Source organism: Holzapfeliella sp. JNUCC 72 (genome assembly GCF_053668685.1).
In genome coordinates this window covers 973294-995422 of sequence record NZ_CM132220.1, presented here as the reverse complement: position 1 = coordinate 995422, position 22129 = coordinate 973294, and the positions used below count along the sequence as shown (strand labels likewise).

Genomic DNA, 22129 nt, shown 5'->3' with positions numbered 1-22129 from the left:
TATTATTTTCAAAAAGATTTGAGGTTCTTTCCCCTATGAATGACCGTAATAATGAATTTTTAACACGTTCACAAACGAATCATTTACGCAAAATGAATCAAAAAAAGCGCCGAAATAAACGAATTCGTCGCTTTATTTTGGCGCTTTTTGCGTTGGCAATTGTGTCTTCAGGGATGTACGTGTGGTATTTATATGCACAGTCAAAATCAGCGATTAATCAATCTTATCAACCGACTAGTAAAGATATTGAAAATCCCAGAACAACAGATGCGTTTAATGGTGAAAAGTCTTTCTCTATACTATTATTAGGAACGGATACTGGGGCTGAAGGTCGTGAAGAGTTGAACGGGAATAGTGATACAATTATGGTAGCAACTGTTAACCCCAAAACACAAAAAATAACCTTAACCAGCATTCCACGTGATACGATGGCAGAAATGGTTTCAAGTAAGAATTTTAACATTCAAAAAATTAACGCCGCTTATAACATAGGTGGTGCAGATATGGCACTTTCAAGTGCTTCAGAGTTGTTGAATATTCCGCTTAATTATTATATGACTATCAATATGGGTGGACTTGAGCAAGTGATTGATGCCGTCGGCGGTGTTGATGTTGATGTTCCATTTGACTTTAGTTATGGTTGGACGAACTTTAAAAAAGGTAAAATGCATCTAACCGGTCATGGTGCACTTGACTATTCGAGAATGAGGTATGAGGATCCTGAAGGGGATTATGGTAGACAAAAACGCCAAAGACAAGTGATTGAGGCAATTTTGAAGAATGCGATTTCGTTTAATTCACTCCAAAACTTCCAATCAATTTTGAATTCTGTTTCCCAAAATATTCGAACGAATGTTACCTTTGACGATATGGTCTCAATTTTTATGCATTATCGTTCATCGGCTAGCCAAATCGAATCTGATTATTTACACGGTATGAATGCTTACATTGGTGGTGCATCTTATCAAGTAATGGCTACAAGCGAGTTACAACGTGTTTCTGATAAGTTGAGAAAAGAATTGAGTCTACCAACCGAAAAAATCGAAAATAATGAAACACGACAAAATCAGTTGAACACAACTTTCTCATTTGAGGATTATACAACTGATCAAACTTACTACCTTTATTCTAAAAATAACGACAATTTACTTTGGAATGGGTCAAATTAGCAGGTTTTTTCCTGCTTTTTTGTTTTAAGAATGAAAATTATTAAGGGGATTAAAATGTTTAGTCACATGGATTTAAAGTTAACAATTTTATTTATTGGATTTGTATTTGGAAATTTTGTCACAGCATTTTTTGTTTCAAAGCTGTATACTGATAAAAAACCAACTGAATTTGGTTCCAAAAATGCAGGAACTGCTAATGTAGGTGCTGTTCTTGGAAAACAAGCGGGATTTTTAGTTTCACTTGGGGATGTTTTAAAAACAGTGATTGCGATTGTTTTATCATGGTATCTTTTCCCAGAAATCCCGCAACCGTTAACAACTTTATATGCTGGTATTGGATTAGTTGTTGCCCATAACTTCCCATTTTGGCAAAACTTTAAAGGTGGAAAAGGAGTTGCTGTAACGGGAATTGTCGCGATTTTGTATAATTGGCAAGTTGCCATTCCAGTACTGTTAGTGGCTTTGGTTATTATGATTATCACAAAGAATTTGACAATCCCGCCATTGTTTGCGATCACAGGAATTACAATTGTCTCTTTTATTGTGAACCATAACTTCGAAGCTTTTATCTTAATGGCAATTTTATCAGCCTTGATGTACAATCGCTTTTGGTCAGATATTCAAGATATTATTCATGGTCGTGCTAAAGAGGTTGACGTTTTAAAATCGGTTAAACAAAAATATCAAAAAAAATAAGCGTAATCCTACGCTTATTTTTTTTCTTTTATGATGTAAATTGGTCGATTCTTAACCTCTAAAAAGATTTTGCCGACGTATTTACCAATAATTCCTAATGACAAGGTTAAAATACTGCCGATTAATAAAAGTACCACAATCATTGAAGGCCATCCAGGTGTTGGATTGCCAAAGAATACTGCGCGGAAAATAATAACGAGTAGTGCGATACTTGATGCAATAAATGATAAGCCACCAATCCAACTTAATAGTGTCAGTGGAAACTCAGAAAATGAAATAATGCCATCCATTGAGTATTTTAGAAGTTGTCTAAATGACCAACTAGTTGTGCCAGCCATACGATCTCTGTTTTTGTAGGGAAGATACTTTGTCTTGAATCCAACCCAACTAAACATGCCTTTTGAAAAGCGATTATATTCGCTTAATTCAAGCAGTGCATCGACCATTTGCCTTGTCATAATTCTAAAGTCACGTGCGCCATCAACAATTTCAGTTTCAGAAATCTTGTTAATAATTTTGTAGAATAGTCTTGCGAAGAAACTACGAATTTTTGGCTCCCCGTCACGTGATGTTCGACGTGCACCAACCATGTCATAGCCTTCTTCTTTGATAGCTTTCATCATTGTAGGAATCATTTCTGGTGGATCTTGGAAGTCAACATCCATCAATCCAACATAGTCGCCAGTAGCGCTTTGAAGACCAGCATAGATAGCAGCTTCTTTACCAAAGTTACGAGAAAAGTTAACAAAATGAACATGTTCAGGATCTTTTTGATAAACTTTATCTATTTCTTGTTGAGTCTGATCACTTGAACCATCGTTAATGTAAAGTAATTCATAGTCATAAGGCAATGTTTCAAGTAACTGACTCAAGGCATCGTAAATCAGAGGGACATTTTCTTGCTCATTGTAGCAGGGCAAGATAAGCGATAATTTCTCATTCATTTTAATATCTCCTTTTTGCAGTTTTAATAATATCATAAATTAGATTGAATTCTTACCGAAAATTTTTAATGTTGACAAAATTTAAAACCTTGGCTATTCTGTATATAAGTTATTCATGGCAATAAGTAGCAACTTAGCTCAGCGTTACAGAGAACCGGTGGTTGGTGGAAACCGGGCAGGCTAAGGGTTGTCGAAATACCCGCTAATGACTAATAGCTTCGGATGAATTCCGTTATCAATCTTAAGAGGGAGCATTTTGTGTGCTCTGAATTTTGGGTGGTACCACGATTAAATTAACAATTATCGTCCCTAGCTATTTAGCTAGGGGCTTTTTTTATTGAAAAAATTAGGAGGAAGTTCAAATTATGACAGACTTTAATATTATTGAAGACTTAGAATGGCGTGGAGCCGTTAATCAACAAACTGATGAAGAAGGTCTTGCAAAACTAACCGAAGAAAAGAAAATTAAAGTTTACTGTGGAGTTGATCCAACAGGTGATTCACTTCATATCGGACACTTAATTCCATTTATGATTTTAAAACGTTTCCAAGAAGCCGGACACAAACCAGTTATTTTGATTGGTGGAGGAACAGGCTCAATCGGTGATCCATCAGGTCGTAATTCAGAACGTCAATTGCAAACACAAGAACAAGTTAAACACAACGAACAAGCTTTAACTCAACAAATGGTTGATTTATTTGGAACTGAAAACTTCCAAATTGTGAATAACTATGATTGGTTATCAGAAATCTCACTACTAGGATTTTTAAGAGATTATGGTAAGTTATTTAACGTCAAAACGATGTTGAATAAAGAAGTAGTTGCGAGTCGTTTAGAAGTTGGTATTTCATACACAGAATTTACTTACCAAATTCTACAATCAATCGATTTCTTGAAACTTTACCAAGATCACAATGTGCAGTTACAAATTGGTGGTGCTGATCAATGGGGTAACATTACGAGTGGGACTGATTTAATTCGTCGTGTTGAAGGTAGTGAAGCTAAGGCTTATGGTTTAACTATTCCATTGATGTTAAAAGCTGATGGCACTAAGTTTGGTAAAACCGCAGGTGGTGCAGTTTGGTTAGATCCTGAAAAGACAACACCTTATGAATTCTACCAATTCTGGTTAAACCAAGATGACCGTGATGTTGTGAAATACTTGAAATACTTTACTTTCCTAAGCCATGAAGAAATTGATGAATTAGCAGAAAAAATCAAAACAGCTCCTGAAAAACGTGAAGCACAACGTCGTTTGGCTCAAGAAGTGACCGCTTTCGTTCACAGTGAAGAAGCTGTTAAAGAAGCTGAAAATATTTCTCAAGCGCTATTTTCTGGTAACATTCAAGACTTAACTGTTTCAGAAATTGAACAAGGATTCAAAAATATGCCTGAAGCAACTATTTCAAAAGAAAAACGTAATATCTTGGACTTCCTAGTAGACGATACAAAAATCGAGCCTTCTCGTCGTCAAGCACGTGAAGATGTCAAAAATGGTGCTATTTACATCAATGGTGAACGTCAACAAGAATTAGACTTCGAAGTTGACCCAACATCGCATTTTGATGGAAAATTTGTTATTGTACGTAAAGGTAAGAAAAAATACACATTAGTTCACGTTCAATAAGGAAGAATAGTTCATGGATAATCACTATTATATGATTAAGGCAAAGGCAAAGCAGCTTTTGTCTAGACACCAACCTTACTATATTAGCCTGACAGCTTTAGGTAATATTGGATTTATTATTACTCGCTTTGTTGCGACAATATTTTTAATAATGATGCTTTCTCAAATTATGCAGGCTAGCACGTATTATTATTACGTGAGTGATAGTATAAATTCATTTAATATTGTGATGTACTTCTTTGGCATTGCTTTTTTAGGTTCACCTGGGCTCTTATTAGTTAGTTGGCTTAATCGGGGAATGGATATCAAGTTTTTAGAGTGGTATCGAAAAGAAGAAGTGAGTGACGATGCTTCAGGAATAAAAGATAGTTTTGCGTTGTTTAGTCATAATCGTTTTTTCCCATACACAATCTTAAGTGTTCTGGTTTTGATAACAAAAATGATTACAGCCGGTATTGCCGGATTAATCGCAGCGTGGTCAACACTATTCATTGCGTTATTTAATAGTCTAGATTCAACCACTAACTTTTTGGCCACAATCGTAGGTGCGCTTGTTTTTTGGGTGATCAAAAATATACTTGATTTGTTTATTAGTCAGGTTTATCTGGTCTATTATGATTTAATGAATCAAAATAAAGCAAGCTTTGCATTAGCATTAGCGCAAAGTTTGAAAATGATTTCCAGGAATTTAACGCCTTATATTTGGCTTAATTTATCATTTATTGGGTGGAATATTTTAGATTTTTGTTGCTTTGGTATTTTAAGGCTAGCTTGGTTAGATGCCTATATCAGAATGACTTATGTTGGGTTTTATGATTACATGAAAGAAAAAGAAAGTGTCGGGTAATCCCGATGCTTTTTTATTTGAATCAAGATGATGATTATGACATAATCAAATTTATTAAATGGAGGAATTAACACTTATGAATCGTATTGAAATCAAGCAAAAAGCACGAGATATAATCACAGAGAATAGAGGTTATTATTTTGCTTTGACATTAGTTTCATCATTACTTATTGTATTTCAGTCAATTGGAACTGTTAGTCAAATCGCACAATTAATCCAAAGAATCATCAACGAAATTGCGAATAATACACTAACAACTGAATCTGTTATACGCGCGACTGAATCAGGTGATGGCGATATGATGAGTAACTTATTATTTACAACTATTTTCACCTTGCTAATTATGAGCGTTAGGATGGTCCTTTTAATTGATTATCGAAAAACGACTCGCGACAAACAGTCAGGGATTAAAGATACTTTTTATATTTTTGGTAAAAATAGATGGGTGCCAGCAATCTTCGTGTTGATATTAAATGCGTTGTATCTGACGGTGCTAGGAACAGTATTAACGCTAGGATTTATTTTAATAGCAGGATTTATTTTTGTCCCTATTCTCTTAGCAGCTAATCATAATACGATCGTTGTTATTATCGTTAGCATCTTGTTACTTGTTTTTTCGTTGTTTATCTTAATGGTGGCTATTATCTGTCAAAACTTTACTAGTCAAATTACTTATCTCTTATTAGATAGTTATGGTAAGGGTGAAAGTTTTTCTTCTGCTTTTACACAAAGCTTTGCTTTAATGACTAAAAAAGAAAATATCAAAGAGTATTTAATGTTACAAGCATCATTTATTTTCTGGAGTTTACTTAATAGATTAACATTGGGGATTTCTGGATTGATTTTTTCAAATGTTTACATCGAAATGAGTTATGCTGGGTTTTATGAACAAATTAAATCAAAATAAAAAAACTTACTGCTTGGCAGTAAGTTTTTTTATTTTCTAAGTTGCGCAAGTAAAGCTACTTTTTTAGCATCTGAAACATAAGTTCTAGATTTGAGTACTTGATAATCTTTTTTGATGATTTCAAGTAAAATACCTTTGTAGAATTCAACTGCTAACTTCAATCCTAAATGGCTTTTTGAATCAGAAATATCAGCGAGCAATAAATCGACTTTTTGATAGTAATTTAGAGCTTCAGTTGTTTTTTCTTTAATGAGTTGTACAAGATCATCTGATGCAGTGGTTGCTTTGAGATCGACTAAGTTGACTTGATAGTAATCAAGCTGTGACTTTGGCAGGTAGACTTTGCCCGCCAAGGCATCTTCCTTGATGTCACGCAAGATATTGGTTAGTTGCATCGCTTTACCCACGTCAATAGCAGCTTGATGGTTGAAAGGTTGGTTATCATTTAAAATTGGCATCAGCATTAAACCCACAGTACCTGCCACATCATAGCAATAATCATCTAAATCTTTAGATGTTGTGATGGGAGTTTTATTGAAGTCTTTATTTTGTCCTACAATCATGTCGTCAATCCAGCGGTAATCAATGTTAAAGTTTTGGAAAACTAATTTCAAAGCTGGCCAGGGTGCTTGAGTTGTGGATAATTGACCTTCTTTGAATTGTTGCCATTGCAATTTTAATTGTTGAAAGTTGTCAGACTCTTGATAATCAACACTGTCATCTAGCAGACGTAAAAAATGGTAGAGGGCATAAATACTGTTACGTTTTGCAATGGCTAGTGGCTTGAATGCAAAATAAAATGAAGATGAGTGCTTTTTAGTCACTTTAATAGAATCTTCAAATAGATTTTGATGTTGTTTGAAATGCGCATTTAAATCTTTAGTCATTAGGTTCAATATCTTTCTTAAGTTCATTTGCAGCTAACTGACCACTCGTAATAACAATCGGAACACCAGCCCCTGGATGAACACTAGAACCAGCAAAATAGAGATGTTCAGCGTAAGGGTATTTATTGTGGGGTCTGAAATAATTACTTTGTAGTAATGTCGGTTTCAAACCAAAAGTGGCGCCATTAGCAGCATTAAATTTGTTTTTGAAATCATCAGGTGTATAAATTGTTTCACTGACAATATGAGATTGTAAATCTGCCATACCAGGTAATTCAGAAACTTTATTTAAAATTTGTTCTCTAAATGTGGCAATAGTTTCGTCGTTCCAGTTATCGTAAAGTTTCAAGTTAGGAACTGGGACCAAAATATAAATTGATTCGCCTTTATCGTCAGGTGTGAAACTACGATCTAACTTAGAAGGCATGTATAGATAATAAGATGGATCTGTGGGCAAACCAGACTGCTCTAACTCTTTGATGTTTTTTGTGAAGTCATTAGCCATCTTTAAATTATGTAAGTTAAGTTGATCATATTTTTTATCTGTACCTAAATATAATAAGAAACATGAAGTCCCATATTCTAACTTATCAATTTTATCTTGTTGATATTTGCGTTTTTTAAGTGTTGAATCTTGAATCAAATGATTCATGGCATAGGGGAAATCAGCGTTAACGATAACACCATCAGCAGGTATTTGTTTGCCCGCAATCTTGATACCAGAAGCCGTTTTGCCATTAAAAGTAACTTGATCTACTTGAGTGTTAAGGTGAATTTTTCCTCCTAACTCTGTAAATCGTTTTTCAAGGGCTCTTGCATATTGATACATGCCACCATCAATGAACCAAACACCATAAATTAGTTCAATCATTGGGATGATGTTATAAATAGAAGGGCCATTGTAGGGAGAAACACCAATATACAGTGTTTGAAAAGCCATTAATTTGACCAAATCTTCATCCTTAAGATATTTTTTTAACGAACCATATGATGAACCAAAAGTTTTAAGTTTTAATGCATTATAGAGTGTTTTGGGATTCCAAAAATCAATTGGTTTACGAAATGATCGTTGAATGAACTGATCTTTAGCAACTAGATAACGTTTATAAATATCATTGAGATAACTTAAAAAACCAGAGAACTCACTTGGTGATACAGACTCATATTGGGATGCAAGTTTAGTTAAGTCAGACGTTAGGTAAGTTTTGTCATGGTCATTCACGAAGACATCCATAAAAGGTTCAAGACGTGACATTGTAAAGTAGTCGTCAGGGTTAACACCTGTATCATGAAAAACTTGTTGATAAATGTGTGGCATCATCACGATGGTTGGACCAACATCAAATTTGAAGCCATCTTTTTCAAATCGAGCCATTTTGCCGCCCACTTGGCTGTTCTTTTCGTAGATTTCTACTTGATAACCCGCGTTTTGTAAATAAATAGCAGCAGATAGTCCACCAATACCGCTACCTACAATAATAACTTTTTTCATAAAAGTCCTCCTAAAATTTAAGCAGAATACGTTGTATTTATTATAGATAATTTTTCACAAAATACCAAAAAAAAGCTATTAAAAAACATAACCTCATAATTCGAGATTATGTTTTTTATTTTAGTCGTTAATTTTTACAAAGATGTAGTCAGCGGATTTTGGGCTGATGTTTAAAAATCGGCCGTGAGTATCGCTAACATTAATAGTACCGTCAAATGGCTGGTGGCCTAAAATTGTTAGTTTGTCACCAATTTTAAGATTGAGACTATCAAAATACATCAAAAAGTCGTGATTATCAATAACTCTTGTAATTGTAACTGTTTTGTTTTCTTCGACTTCACGCAAAATCTTTTCATCTTCATCAAATGCTAGTGGTGAATTATCAGGAATGATGCCTCCATGCGGGCAGCGTTCAGGTTCACCTAAAAACTGATTAAGGCGAGAAATTAACAAGTCATCTGTTGCATGTTCAAGCGTATCAGCAGCATCGTGTAATTCCTCGATACCATATCCTAGTTTTTGACTTAAAAACGATTCCCAAATACGATGTCTTCTAACCATTTTTGTTGCTAGTTTTTGACCACTTTCAGTCAAAGCAATTTGGTTGTAGGGTGTGTGTGTCACTAACCCATCATTTTGAAGCGAGCGCATCATTTCTGTTACAGAAGGCGCGCTAACTTGTAAGACATCTGCAATATTTTTGTTTGTTATTTTTTTTCTATCGTAGCTTAAATCAAAAATTGTTTTTAAATAATTTTCTTTGTTGGCTGATAAGTTCATGTTTTTCACCAATCCTTTGACCCTAGTATAACAGAAATTAAACGAATTCATTAACCCTAAATATAAGGGTGTTACAAGTTGAAATTGTACCAAAAAAGGCGTATAAAGAGAATAGAAATATTTATGCGGCCATAGCTCAATGGTAGAGCATCTGCTTCCCAAGCAGAAGGTTGCGGATTCGAGCTCCGTTGACCGCTTCACAAAATCTATTGACAATCATCGGTATGATTGTGTATATTATTTGTTGTAGTTATTTGCCACTTTAGCTCAGCAGGTAGAGCATCACCATGGTAAGGTGGGGGTCGCCGGTTCAAATCCGGCAAGTGGCTTCATTAAAGGTCGTCTTCATTATTGAAGGCGGCTTTTTTTATTTTGCATATCTAAAGGATTCAGGTAAAATAATAACTGATTACGACTAAACGATCGGAGGCAGTCATTTTGAATTTATTTGAGAATGAAACGCATCAAAATTATCTAAGATACCATATTTATCCAAAGCAAGGATTATTAAACGATCCTAACGGACTTTGCTATTTTAATGGGGAATACCATGTTTTTTATCAACTAAACGAAGAAAAAACAGACCATTCAGTTAAAGCTTGGGGACATGTGACTTCTAAAGATTTAGTTCATTTTGAAAGACAAGATGTTGCATTACGTCCTGGTGAAAATAATTACGATAGTGGTGGTATTTTTTCAGGTTCAGCTGTTGTACACGATAACCAGCTTTATCTATTCTATACAGGGGTTATCATTGAAAACGGTGAAGAACTTGAAGCTTATCAATGTCTAGCAACATCAAAAGATGGTCGCAATTTTGAAAAACAAGGACCTCTATTTGAAAATTCTAAAGGTTATCATATCTTTCATGTGAGAGACCCTAAAGTTTGGTTAGGAAAAGACCAAAAATGGCATATGGTGATTGGGGCTCAACTTGAAGAAACTGCTCAAGGTGATATTATTCATTACCAATCAGATGATTTATTGAATTGGGAATTCACAGGCTCTATTTTTGAAGATAATCATGAAAATCTAGGCTTTATGTATGAATGTCCAGATTTGATTCCATTTGATGAACAAGATGTTTTAGTCTTTTCACCACAAGGAATTGAAAATGAGCGTTATCGTTTCCAAAATAATTACCATAGTGGGTATTTTGTGGGTCGCTTTAACTATGAGACAGCAAAATTTGAGGTTAAGTCTGAATTTGAAGAACTTGATTATGGATTTGAATATTATGCACCTCAAAGTTTTAGTCATGATGGGTCAATCATTCAATATGGTTGGATGGGTATGATGCCAACTGAAAAAGAACAACAAATTCCGTCAATTCAAGACAATTGGGTTCATAATTTAACCTTACCAAGAGAGTTGACACTCAAAGGTCAACATCTCTATCAAGCACCGATAAAAGCGCTTGATAATCAGTTCGAAAAGCAAGTCACTTTTTCAAAAACACAAACAGTCAATTCAAAAGCGATGAAATTATCTTTTAACCCTGACTCTGAATTTGAATTAGATCTGTTTAATCACTTGAACTTATCTTATGAGTCAGGTGTCTTAACTTTAAGAAGATCTGGCTGGACAAAAGCGACAAAAGATGAAGTGAGAAGATTGAAGGTTAAAAGTATTAATCAAGTGGCTATCTACTTAGATTATTCAACCATTGAAGTCTTTATTAATAATGGTGAATATGTGATGTCAGGGCACTACTTTGGCCAACAAAGTGATATAATAACACTAACCAAAGGAGAGTTTGAGGTAGCTTATAGCTATTACGCAAATTCTTAGGATTTTCTAAATACAGTTGCATTTTAAAGGCTATTAACTCACAATTTACCTTATAGGAGGCTATTTTATGCTAAAAAGAAATATTAAAGTTGCAGGATTCCTAGCTTTAGTAGCATTGTTGCTAACAGGTTGTTCAGGTAACAACTCAAGCTCTGATTCTGTATCAACATCATCACAACAAACATCAAGCTCACAAAGCAGTGAACAAAGTTCACAATCTTCAACTTCTTCAAGTTCAAGTAGTGAAAGTCAATCAAGTCAATCAGAAAAACAAGCACAGGCATCAAGCTCAAGTTTAAAAGAAATTGACAAACAAATTTATAACTTAATTTTACAAGATATGAAGAACCGTCATATTGCACAATCAAACTATACAATTGACGATTACATTTACCAACCTTCTGCCGGAGCTAACGAAATTACAACTTATCAAGTACTTGAAAATCACCAATCTGCAAATATGAAAAACAATGGTGCTGATCCAAATACTGCTCCTGTTGTTGGAAAATACCAAATGCGTGCTAATGGACATCTTTACTATTATGATCCAATCGAAAACCAAAATATCGATACTGGCTACGCAGCTGGATAAAAGCTAGACTTTTCTAGCTTTTTTTTATAGGGTAAAGGATGAAACTTTGATATAATAGCGGTAGTTTTTTTCGAAAGGTTGCTAAAAATGAACACCCCAAATTCAAAAATCGGAAACTTAACTCGTTATTTTATTTATTTAATCATTTATTTCATTTATTTATTCTTTCAATCTCAAGCAATAGAACATGGTACGAATCATTTGTTTTGGACCATTGGTCTAATTGTTATATTCGGTTTGTCTTGCTACTTCTATTTAAGACAGTTTGTTTTAGAAGAGCGTCGTTTTTTCAAGCGAGAGTATGATTCTTGGTCTGTTCATATTAAGTTAATTGTGATTGCAACGGCGATTATTGCTTTGATTAGATTATATGTATCATTTCAACAATATAGTGGGCATCTAGCCTTAACTTCTCCTCAAAGTTTTTACTTAGCTAATGCTACGACAACTTTATTTTGGTCAAGTATCGTTTTTAAGGGAATATTGATGTCAATTTTACAAGGATTTATCGTAAATGGCTTTTTCTTTAATTACTTTTTTAAGCGTAATACGTTAATTGATACACTATTAGGTTTAGTAATGTCAGGCTTAATCTTTTCTATCTTAAACTTTTCACAGTCATTTGTTTTGTTTACATTACATTGGTTGATAGGAATGGTTATCTCATTTGTTTATTTAAGGACATATCGCGTGAGTATCTCTGTTTATTTACTCGCAGTTAATGCCATTATGACAATTATTTTATTTTAAAAAAAGCTTAGCAAATTTTTGCTAAGCTTTTTGTTTATCTAAAAATGTGGGTAGTTGTGTCGGAACAACTAAGTTCAACTCATGCATTGCACGACTGGCGATAGTGTATAAAATCTCGCGATCACCTTGTTGTGGATAATTTTCTTTTGAAACATTATCCACAATGACACTGTCAAACTCAAGTCCTTTAGCTAAATAAATAGGTAAGATACAGAGCCCTTTTTTAAGGCTACGGCTTTCTTGAGTCAGTAGATTGACATCAATTCGAGCTTTAAGTTTTTGATAAAGTGCTTCGGCTTGATTTTGAGTTTTGGTAATAATCGCAACCATCGGATACTTTTCAAGTTGGCGATTAATTAGCGAGACGTATTGCGTCATGTCATGTGCGTTTTGAGTTAAGAAGTGAGTTTTTGGAGCGGGACCTTGCCGACTAAATGACTCAATATGATCATTTTTATCGAGAAGTTCCTTAGCAAAATCAGTAATTTGCTTAGAACAACGATAGCTGGTGTTAAGTTCAATGTACGTTTTGGATTCGTTTTTAAAGATTTCAGGTATTTGATCATAGGTATTTGTATCTTGATCGTAAGAAGTAAAGATATTTTGTTTATAATCGCCTAAAAGTGTTAGTTTTGCTTTTGGGAAGCAGTGACGAATATAAGCCATGAATAGTGGTGAATAATCTTGCATTTCATCAATGAATAAATGCTTAATAGCAAAGTTTTGACCAGATCCTGTTAATAAATCACGCAAATACAAAATAGCAATGGCATCATCTACTCTTAAAAAGTGGTTTTCAATATCTTGATCAACTGAAATAATCATTTCATTAAATGCTTCTTTTGATACTGAAGGAAGGTTAACTTGCTTTAAGAATTGCAAGTAGGTCTGATAATTATCGATGAATAGGTCATTGTAAATTGCGTCATATAATGGCTGATAATCTTCTTTGGCAAGTTGATAATTCAAAATATCTCGTTCTTCGTCAATTGTTTCATCATCACTGACGAACTGTTCATGATAGTAGTGAAAATCAGAATCAGATAAGTTTTCAACTTGTTCTTCAACGATATCACTTTTTGCATGATCAACTACGCGTTTTTTAAGAAGTTCAATTAAGTTGTTTTTAGTTTGTCTAAAACGTTCACTCAAAACAAGTTTTTGAGGCGTTTGTTGATAAATTTTTAGAATTTCTTGTTGGCTAATGACAACTTCACCATTTAAAGTTAAATCATTGAAAGCCAAAGTATCACTAGGTGTGCGTTTGAGATAATCTTGAAGTGCTTGATAGAGGTTAAGACTTTCTTTGAATTGTCTGATTTCTTTAGCAGCTTGTGGGAACTTATGTTGATCACGTTCAAAACGATCAAATAACGATTCAATGCGAAATCCTTCATGACGTTTCATTAAGAAGTCAGATAAGGTGACTTGTCGCATATTTTTTTCACCTAAGCTGGGTAAAACTTCAGAAATATAATGGCTGAAAAGGTGGTTAGGCGAGAATAAAATGATTTGGTCGGCATTAATTTCGCTTCGTGAATGATAAAGTAAATAAGCAATCCGTTGTAAGATAGCAGACGTCTTTCCGCTTCCGGCAACCCCTTGCACGACTAAAACGTCAGAAGAGGTATCTCTAATAATCTTGTTTTGTTGATGCTGAACAGAGGCAACAATATTTTTAAGATGTGTGTCACTGTTTTCATTTAAAACATCCTGTAACATTTCGTCACCGACTGTTTCATTAGTATCAAACATTTTAGTGATTTGGCCGTTTTCAATTTTAAATTGGCGTTTTTTCAATAATTCAACATCAGCTAGATGTCCTGTTGGTGTACGGTAACTGGCATTTCCTAAAGTCCCGTTGTAATAAAGTGATGAGATTGGTGCTCGCCAATCATAAACGAGAAACTCACCATCATCGTCAATTAAAGAAGAAGTCCCAATGTAAAGTGACTCTTTTTCACCATCTTCATCAATATCAATTCGACCAAAGTAAGGTGTGTTTTTAAGTAGATTTAAACTTTTTTCTTTATTTTCAAGAATTGTTTCACTTTCAACGGTTAAAGCAACAAGTTGTTTTTGTTGTTGAATCGCAGCGTTCGTTTCCATTTGGTCATCGACTTCGATTGTATTAACTTTAGCTGTATCACCGTAAGAAGATTCGACTTTTCGACGTTCTTTAAAAGCAATTTCCAATTGTTCTTGAGTATCTTTTAATTGTGTATCAACTTCGTTAACGACAAAGTCAACACGTTGTTGTTCTTGTTGTTTTTCATTATTTTGTGTCAAAAAATCACCCATTTCTTAAAAACTTGTACAAATAAAATGACTATAATATTGTAGACCCATTTAACAATTAAATAAATAGTAAGTTAGGGAATCTTTAAATAGATTTTGACAAATTAAAAAGATGTGGCTACAATATTAACAACTTAATAAATAATCATCTAATGTTTAGAGTAGTACGATAATTGACTTTTTTCAAAGCGAGCAGTGAAGGTGAGAGACTGCAAAATAGATTATCTGAATGGACTAAAGTTGTTCATTAGAAAAGTGTCGTTAACTTTACTAACGAGAGTGAAAGTTACATAGTAACTTTAAAACTGGTGGCACCGCGTATAAATTCGTCCCGTTATATATTAATTTTTAATATATAGCGGTTTTTTTATTATCAGGAGGAAATTTTATGACTAAAAAAGAAGTTTTATTAACAGGAGATCGTCCCACAGGCAAAATGCATTTAGGACATTATATTGGTTCATTTAAAAACCGTGTCAGAATGCAAAATAGTGGTGAATATGAGCCATATATTATGATTGCCGATACCCAAGCATTAACAGATAATGCCCGTAATCCACAAAAAATAAAAGATAGTTTGATTGAGGTTGCGTTAGACTATTTAGCTGCTGGATTAGATCCAAAAAAATCAACAATTTTTGTCCAATCACAAATTCCGGCATTACATGAATTAACTGCTTATTACTTAGACTTAGTTTCAGTAGCTCGTCTTGAACGTAATCCAACAGTTAAAGCTGAAATCAAACAAAAAGGATTTGGTGATAGTCTACCTGCTGGATTTTTAATCTACCCTGTTTCACAAGCAGCAGATATTACAGCTTTTAAAGCTACAACTGTTCCAGTTGGGGACGATCAAGCGCCAATGCTTGAACAAACACGTGAAATCGTGCGTACATTCAATCACACTTATGGCGTTGATACTTTGGTTGAACCTGAAGCAGTTCTACCACCAAAAGGACAAGGTCGCTTGCCAGGCCTTGATGGTAATGCCAAAATGAGTAAATCATTGGGTAATGCGATTTACTTATCAGATTCAAAAGAAGAATTAACTAAAAAAGTAATGTCAATGTATACTGACCCAACTCACGTTCGAGTAGAAGACCCTGGACATGTTGAAGGTAACATGGTCTTTACTTACTTAGATATTTTTGATTCAGATAAAGAAAAGGTCGCACAACTAAAAGCTGACTACCAAAAAGGTGGCTTGGGTGATGTCAAAATCAAACGTTATCTAAACGAAGTTTTAGAAAAAGAATTAGCCCCAATTCGTGAACGTCGTGCAGAGTTTGCAAAAGATAAACAAGCAGTTTATGACATGCTTGAAGCAGGTTCTAAAAAAGCGAATGCGATTGCTGAACAAACCGCTAAAGAAGTTAGAGAAGCTATCGGGTTCAACTATTTTTCAAAATAAGATAGACTACTTCATAAATTAATGATAAAAAGGGTGTCATAATCTTTGTTATACTGAAGATGTTGATGCCTTTTTTAGGTATTGTCGTTTATAATTCGTTTTGAAAGGATAAAGTTCAATGAATTTAGAACAAAATATGAATAGTCGATTAGACAGGGTAAAACCTTCGGTTATGATGAACTATAACGCTGAAGTGGCTCAAATTGAAGACGTTATTCGATTAACAGTCGGAGAGCCAGACTTTAATACCCCCGAACACATTAAAGAAGTAGCGATTCAAGCGATTCGTGATAATGAATCACACTATACGACTCCTCAAGGTAATCCAAAATTAAGACAAGCTATTGCCAAATTTTTAGCTAAACACTACAACGCACACTATGATGCAAATGAGGAAGTTTTGGTGACGGTTGGTGCTAGCGAAGCCATTTATGATAGCTTGACAGCTATCTTAAATGAGGGCGATGAAGTTATCGTTCCAACGCCAATTTTTCCACAATACGCACCAATTATTGAAGCAAATGGTGGTGTCGTAAGATTTTTAGATACAACAGCAGACGATTTTGTTTTAAAACCTGACAGGATTGAAGAAGCGATAAAAAACGCAAAAGGCAAAGTAAAAGCGATTATTTTAAACTATCCGAATAATCCAACAGGTGTCACTTATTCTCGAAAAGAGTTAGATGAACTAGTCGAAGTCTTTAAAAGACATGAAATTTTTGTAATTAGTGATGAAATTTATAGTGAATTAACCTATGATAGCACTCATGTTTCAATGGGTGAATTACTAAAAGAACAAACGGTTTTAATCAATGGATTGTCTAAATCACATGCGATGACTGGTTGGCGAATTGGGATGATTGCTGCACCAAGTGAAATTATGAAGAAAATCAGTTTGGTGCATAAATTATCGGTTGTTACAGCACCAACCTTCATTCAGATTGCAGCGATTGAAGCATTAGAAGCTGGTGAATTTGATGCAGAAGATATGAAAGCTGATTATTTAAAACGTCGTGATTATTTAATTCATGCGTTATCTGAACTAGGATTTGAAATCAAATTACCAACAGGTGCGTTTTACTTTTTTGCTAAGTTACCTCAGCAAGTTAACCAAAATGGCTATGAATTTGCTTTAGATTTGGCTTATCAAGCAAAAGTTGCGTTTTCACCAGGTGAAGCATTCTTCGGCCATGATAATTACGTTAGAATTAGTTATGCTGCAAGCATGGCACAGCTAGAAGAGGCTGTTGCTCGTATTTCTAAATATTTATCAAAATTAAGTTAAAATAATTGCATGCTTGAGTGACTAAAGTATAATTAAGTACCATAGTTTATTGAATTATTTTTGAAGGAATGGAGTATATTCTATTATGAATCAAAACAAACGTCGTGTTAGTCCATGGGTATGGGGTATTTTAGCAGTAGTTGTTGTGATTGCAATTTTCTTTATTTCAACTTACAACAGTCTTGCTAAAAGCAGTCAAGATGTGGACTCTCAATGGGCACAAGTTGAAAACCAAATGCAACGCCGTTACGATTTAATCCCTAACTTAGTAAACTCTGTAAAGGGAAGTATGGGACAAGAACAAAAAGTTTTTGGTGATATTGCTAAGGCACGTACAAGTTATGGAAATGCCAAATCAACACAAGAAAAAATGGATGCTAATGGTCAACTTGATCAATCTGTTGGCACATTGATTAATGTGATTGGTGAAAATTATCCAACATTGGGATCAAACGCTAATGTTCAAACTTTAATGACACAGCTTGAAGGAACAGAAAACCGCATTGCAACTGAACGTAAACGTTATAATGATGCTGTTTCAACTTACAACAAAACAGTTGTTGGTTTCCCTAAAAATATCGTGGCTAATATGATGGGATTAGGCTCAAAAACATACTTTAAAGCAGTTGATGAAGCCAAAACTGCGCCAACCGTTGACTTTGGTAATACAACAGGATCATCATCCTCATCAGCAGCCTTGATTCTTCCACAGTCAATGAGAGTAATTTAAGGCAGTGAAACGCCTTAATTTTAGTCTTTTAAGTGGATTATTGGTGGCGTTAATCGCGATTATTTTGAGTAGTAATCAGCAAACAACGACTGTGGATGCGATGATTAACATCCCTAATACACCCTATTATGATGAATTAAATATTTTATCAGATAAGACTAAAGAAAATATTGAAGATCAAAATCAACTTTATTCAACAAGTAAAGAAAAACCACAAATTGCAGTAGCTGTTGTTGACTCAACAGAAGGTGATTTGAACACTTATGCTACTGATTTATTTCAAAAGTGGCGCTTAGGTAATAAAAGCGATAACAATGGTGTTTTGATTCTTTTTGGTTATAACGAAGGTAGTCAAAATGTTCGAATCGAAGTCGGCTATGGTCTTGAAGGTGCTTTACCCGATTCATTAAGTAAACAAATTTTACTCAATGAAAAAGATAAGCTTAAATCAAAAGACAAAGCGACAATTGACCAAGGATTGAACAACGTCTTCAGTGCAGTAAGTGTGGTTGTTGATCAAGAATATCAGCTCACGTCACTACAGGACAGTGGTGTTCAAAACAAAGTTAAGAAATACCGAGAAAACGCTAAAAAAGATAGTTCAGACAATTCTGGACCGGGTATCTTTTCGATTATTGTGATGATTATCATTTTCATTATTTTTATTTCGCGAGGTGGCGGCTCTGGTCGAGGTGGTTCCGGTGGAACTGGCTTCTTACTAGGGATGCTACTTGGTGGCTCTTCAGGAAATTCATCTGGCGGTGGATTTTCTGGCGGTGGCGGCGGTTTTTCTGGTGGCGGTGGTTCATCAGGAGGCGGCGGTGCCAGTATTTAAACACTCATCTAAGATGGGTGTTTTTTATTTTGTGAAATAAACCGATAATAGTTGACTTCATCTTGCCAGCGCTATATATTGAACGTAAGTTACACAAGCGTAACTAATCTGATAACTGAACAGTTAGGTGAGGCTCCTATATGGATATACGCTATTGCCCAGAACATCGACAGATGCCAATGGGTCAAACAGAAATAGTCGGAGTAAGGCTTTTTCCAGATAGCTATACAATTTTTGTAAACGCCATATAGTGTTAAAACTGAGCGAGTGTTCAATGTACAATGTGTCACATTTTACCCCCTTATTTAATTTTGTATCATGGCAAAATATAAGGGTTTTCTAGAAATAGCTGAGTACTTGCCTTTTGTTTTTGAAAGGAAGTTGACAAACATGTTAGAAAAAAAGAGAAATGGCGTTATGCAACAACAGATTGAAAAAATTAAGTTGTATGCACGCCAAAGTAACGAGGAAGTTCTAAGTGAGTTGCATACTAGTTCTTCAGGATTATCCGAAGAGCAAGCGATTAATCACCAAGAACAATATGGTGAAAATAAAGTTTCCCATGGTAACGGTGACACTAAGGTCAAACAATTTATTGAGGCTTTTGTGACACCCTTTACTGTCGTGTTAGTCGTATTAGCTATTGCATCCTTTATGACGGATTGGGTCTTTTCAGCACCACAAGATCGATCAGTAGCGACAACAGTTATCATGCTATTGATGGTTATTATTAGTGGATCGATGAGCTTCTTTCAAAGTCGTCGTTCAAGTAATGCTGTGGATAGCTTGATGAAGATGATTCAAGTGACTACTAATGTTATTCGTCAAGGTAAGTCATTTGAAATTGCAACCGAAAAGGTGGTAGTTGGCGATATTATTTCACTATCAGCTGGTGATATGGTGCCTGCAGATATGCGCTTGCTACAAACAAAAGACTTGTTTGCTAGTACAAGTTCATTAAACGGGGAATCTGCCCCAGTTGAAAAAATTGCAACAGCTAAGCCAAAAAATAATGAAGATTATTTAAGTTATCAAAATATGGCTTATTCTGGTACTAACATTGTGAGTGGGAGTGCTTTAGGAGTTGTTGTGGGAGTTGGCTCAAAAACTGTCTTTGGCCAAATTGCAGGTGAATTATCCACAAAGAGTAAACAAGTTACAGCCTTTGATAAAGGTATTCAATCAACTTCATGGTTATTAATCAGATTTATGTTGGTTGTTGCACCACTCGTTTTTTTGATTAATGGCTTGTTGAAGGGGAGCTGGCTTGATGCGTTGATTTTTGCAATTGCCACAGCTGTTGGGTTAACACCTGAAATGTTGCCCGTTATTGTAACCTCTAACTTGGTTAAAGGATCAGTTGAAATGTCAAAACATGGCACTATCATGAAGAACATTGATGCGATTCAAAACCTAGGTTCTGCCACAGTTTTAACAACCGACAAAACAGGGACATTAACACAGGACAAGGTTGTCTTAGAGTATCACTATGACTTAAACCATACCGAAAAGCCTAAAGTATTAACTTATGCCTACTTGAATAGTTATTATCAAACGGGCTTAAAAAACCTAATGGATAAAGCAATTATTGCAGAAGCTGGCAAAGAATTAGACACCGACCAAATTAAGTCTGATTATCGCAAAATTGATGAAATCCCATTCGATTTTAAACGTCGTCGAATGAGTGTCGTAGTTGAAAACAGTGATGATGAACGATTATTGGTAACTAAAGGTGCGGCTGAAGAAATGCTAGAAGTCAGTCGTTATTATGAAATTGATGGTGAAGTTAAAAAGCTTGATAACACCATGCGTGATAAGATTTTAAAACAAATTGAATCTTTGAATGAAGACGGTCTTCGCGTAATTTTGTTAGCTTATCAAAAAAATCCTCGTCCAGCAGGAGCGTTTTCTGTTGCAGATGAACGTGATTTAATTATTTTGGGTAACTTATCATTCTTGGATCCACCAAAAGAATCTACTAAACAAGCACTAGAACAACTAAAAATTGATGGTATTGACGTTAAAATTTTAACAGGTGATAATGAATTAATTACGCGAGCTGTTGCAAAACAAGTTGGCTTAAATGTGGATAAGATTTATTCGGGTCAAGAACTAGAAGATAAATCGACAGATGAGTTAGCTAAAATTGTTGAGTCTCATAATATTTTCGTTAAGTTAACACCTGCGCATAAAAGTATGATTATTCGTCAGCTTCGTGCTAATGGTCATACTGTTGCATTTATGGGTGATGGCATTAACGATGCACCTGCGATGAAAGAAGCAGATGTGGGGATTTCAGTTGATACGGCAGTTGATATTGCTAAAGAATCAGCGGATGTTATTTTACTTAAAAAAGACTTAAAAGTACTGGATACAGGAGTTCGTTTAGGACGTAAGGTATTTGGTAACACGATGAAGTATATTAAGATGACTTCAAGTTCAAACTTCGGGAATATTTTTTCAGTTGTTTTTGCAAGTTTATTTTTACCATTCTTACCAATGCAACCTTTGCAATTGTTGCTATTGAACATGATTTACGATATTTCATGCTTGGTGATTCCATTTGATGTCATGAGCGAAAAGTATTTAGAAACGCCACGTAGCTGGTCAACTAAAGGGCTTAAGAAATTTATGTTTTACTTTGGACCAACCAGTTCAGTGTTTGATATTTTAACTTTTGCATTTTTATTCTTTATTTTAGGACCTGCAATGTTAGGTCACACTTATTTTGATTTGAATCAAGCACAACAATTACAGTTTATGATGATGTTTAATACAGGGTGGTTTATTGAATCGCTTTGGACACAAGAAATGGTGATTCATGCACTTCGTGATAAACGCATTCCCTTTATTCAAACTAAAGCTTCATTTCCACTAATGGTTTCAACCATTGGTGCTGGAATTATTGGAACAATTATTCCTTATTTAAATTTTGGGAAAGACTTAGGATTTGAATTATTACCTATTAGTTATTTATTCTTTGTGTTATTAATGTTAGTTCTTTACTTTGTTTTAGTGACAATTGTAAAGAAACGTTACTTAAAACATGAAGATGAATTGATTTAAAAAAGATTGGCGATTTCGCCA

General features: G+C 34.7%; 18 protein-coding genes, 2 tRNA genes and 1 riboswitch. Of the genes, 15 read left to right on the top strand and 5 right to left on the bottom strand.

All coding sequences use genetic code 11. The features are described from left to right. The first annotated feature begins 35 nt into the window (after positions 1-35). Entirely contained in the window at positions 36-1169 is a 1134-nt protein-coding gene (locus tag JNUCC72_RS04935; RefSeq protein WP_454143434.1) for an LCP family glycopolymer transferase, read from the top strand. A 54-nt stretch (positions 1170-1223) separates the two neighbouring features. Beyond that, positions 1224-1865 (top strand): glycerol-3-phosphate acyltransferase, encoded by a 642-nt coding sequence (locus tag JNUCC72_RS04930; protein WP_454143432.1) that lies wholly within the window; start codon positions 1224-1226, stop codon positions 1863-1865. A gap of 14 nt (positions 1866-1879) precedes the next feature. Here JNUCC72_RS04930 and JNUCC72_RS04925 read toward each other — a convergent pair whose 3' ends face one another. Further along, positions 1880-2809 carry a glycosyltransferase family 2 protein gene (locus tag JNUCC72_RS04925; protein WP_454143430.1) on the bottom strand — a complete coding sequence of 310 codons (930 nt, stop codon included), beginning with the start codon at positions 2807-2809 and terminating at the stop codon, positions 1880-1882. Between the two features lie 365 nt (positions 2810-3174). Between JNUCC72_RS04925 and tyrS the strand changes: the two genes are divergently transcribed. The 3 genes from tyrS to JNUCC72_RS04910 all read left to right on the top strand — a co-directional run bounded on the left by tyrS (position 3175) and on the right by JNUCC72_RS04910 (position 6191). Then, entirely contained in the window at positions 3175-4437 is a 1263-nt protein-coding gene (gene tyrS, locus JNUCC72_RS04920; protein WP_454143428.1) for a tyrosine--tRNA ligase, read from the top strand. Between the two features lie 13 nt (positions 4438-4450). Beyond that, on the top strand, positions 4451-5284 hold the full coding sequence (locus tag JNUCC72_RS04915) for a DUF975 family protein (RefSeq protein ID WP_454143426.1): 834 nt from the start codon (positions 4451-4453) through the stop codon (positions 5282-5284). 76 nt (positions 5285-5360) lie between these two features. After that, a complete protein-coding gene (locus tag JNUCC72_RS04910) occupies positions 5361-6191 on the top strand; it encodes a DUF975 family protein (protein WP_454143424.1) in 831 nt (276 codons plus the stop codon). Between the two features lie 29 nt (positions 6192-6220). Here the strand turns inward: JNUCC72_RS04910 and JNUCC72_RS04905 are convergent, their stop codons facing one another. The 3 genes from JNUCC72_RS04905 to JNUCC72_RS04895 all read right to left on the bottom strand — a co-directional run bounded on the left by JNUCC72_RS04905 (position 6221) and on the right by JNUCC72_RS04895 (position 9350). Then, positions 6221-7078 (bottom strand): phytoene/squalene synthase family protein, encoded by an 858-nt coding sequence (locus JNUCC72_RS04905; protein WP_454143422.1) that lies wholly within the window; start codon positions 7076-7078, stop codon positions 6221-6223. After that, complete coding sequence (locus tag JNUCC72_RS04900; RefSeq protein ID WP_454143420.1) at positions 7071-8570, bottom strand: phytoene desaturase family protein; 1500 nt, start codon at positions 8568-8570, stop codon at positions 7071-7073. The genes JNUCC72_RS04905 and JNUCC72_RS04900 overlap by 8 nt, the downstream gene beginning before the upstream one ends. A gap of 120 nt (positions 8571-8690) precedes the next feature. Then, on the bottom strand, positions 8691-9350 hold the full coding sequence (locus JNUCC72_RS04895; RefSeq protein WP_454143418.1) for a metal-dependent transcriptional regulator: 660 nt from the start codon (positions 9348-9350) through the stop codon (positions 8691-8693). Positions 9351-9475: 125 nt separating this feature from the next. Between JNUCC72_RS04895 and JNUCC72_RS04890 the strand changes: the two genes are divergently transcribed. The 5 genes from JNUCC72_RS04890 (at position 9476) to JNUCC72_RS04870 (ending at position 12483) form a co-directional block, all read left to right on the top strand. Continuing rightward, a tRNA-Gly gene (locus JNUCC72_RS04890) sits at positions 9476-9547 on the top strand. 59 nt (positions 9548-9606) lie between these two features. Further along, positions 9607-9679, top strand: a tRNA-Thr gene (locus tag JNUCC72_RS04885). A 109-nt stretch (positions 9680-9788) separates the two neighbouring features. Then, positions 9789-11141 (top strand): glycoside hydrolase family 32 protein, encoded by a 1353-nt coding sequence (locus JNUCC72_RS04880; protein ID WP_454143416.1) that lies wholly within the window; start codon positions 9789-9791, stop codon positions 11139-11141. A gap of 67 nt (positions 11142-11208) precedes the next feature. Next, complete coding sequence (locus JNUCC72_RS04875) at positions 11209-11733, top strand: hypothetical protein (protein WP_454143414.1); 525 nt, start codon at positions 11209-11211, stop codon at positions 11731-11733. A gap of 87 nt (positions 11734-11820) precedes the next feature. Continuing rightward, positions 11821-12483: a CPBP family glutamic-type intramembrane protease gene (locus tag JNUCC72_RS04870; RefSeq protein ID WP_454143412.1), complete on the top strand. Its 663-nt coding sequence runs from the start codon at positions 11821-11823 to the stop codon at positions 12481-12483. A 21-nt stretch (positions 12484-12504) separates the two neighbouring features. Here the strand turns inward: JNUCC72_RS04870 and helD are convergent, their stop codons facing one another. After that, entirely contained in the window at positions 12505-14772 is a 2268-nt protein-coding gene (gene helD, locus JNUCC72_RS04865; RefSeq protein WP_454143410.1) for an RNA polymerase recycling motor HelD, read from the bottom strand. A gap of 397 nt (positions 14773-15169) precedes the next feature. On the opposite strand from helD, the gene trpS reads away from it, so the two are divergent. The 5 genes from trpS (at position 15170) to mgtA (ending at position 22108) form a co-directional block, all read left to right on the top strand. Next, positions 15170-16192: a tryptophan--tRNA ligase gene (trpS, locus tag JNUCC72_RS04860; RefSeq protein WP_454143408.1), complete on the top strand. Its 1023-nt coding sequence runs from the start codon at positions 15170-15172 to the stop codon at positions 16190-16192. A 118-nt stretch (positions 16193-16310) separates the two neighbouring features. Continuing rightward, positions 16311-17477: an aminotransferase class I/II-fold pyridoxal phosphate-dependent enzyme gene (locus JNUCC72_RS04855; protein ID WP_454143406.1), complete on the top strand. Its 1167-nt coding sequence runs from the start codon at positions 16311-16313 to the stop codon at positions 17475-17477. An 85-nt stretch (positions 17478-17562) separates the two neighbouring features. Next, positions 17563-18207 (top strand): LemA family protein, encoded by a 645-nt coding sequence (locus tag JNUCC72_RS04850; protein WP_454143404.1) that lies wholly within the window; start codon positions 17563-17565, stop codon positions 18205-18207. A gap of 43 nt (positions 18208-18250) precedes the next feature. Continuing rightward, positions 18251-19042 (top strand): TPM domain-containing protein, encoded by a 792-nt coding sequence (locus JNUCC72_RS04845; protein ID WP_454143402.1) that lies wholly within the window; start codon positions 18251-18253, stop codon positions 19040-19042. A gap of 112 nt (positions 19043-19154) precedes the next feature. Further along, positions 19155-19320, top strand: a riboswitch (M-box (ykoK) riboswitch). Positions 19321-19432: 112 nt separating this feature from the next. Then, the gene (mgtA, locus tag JNUCC72_RS04840; RefSeq protein WP_454143400.1) at positions 19433-22108 is read left to right on the top strand and encodes a magnesium-translocating P-type ATPase; all 2676 of its coding nucleotides are present in this window, start codon (positions 19433-19435) and stop codon (positions 22106-22108) included. Positions 22109-22129 lie beyond the last annotated feature (21 nt).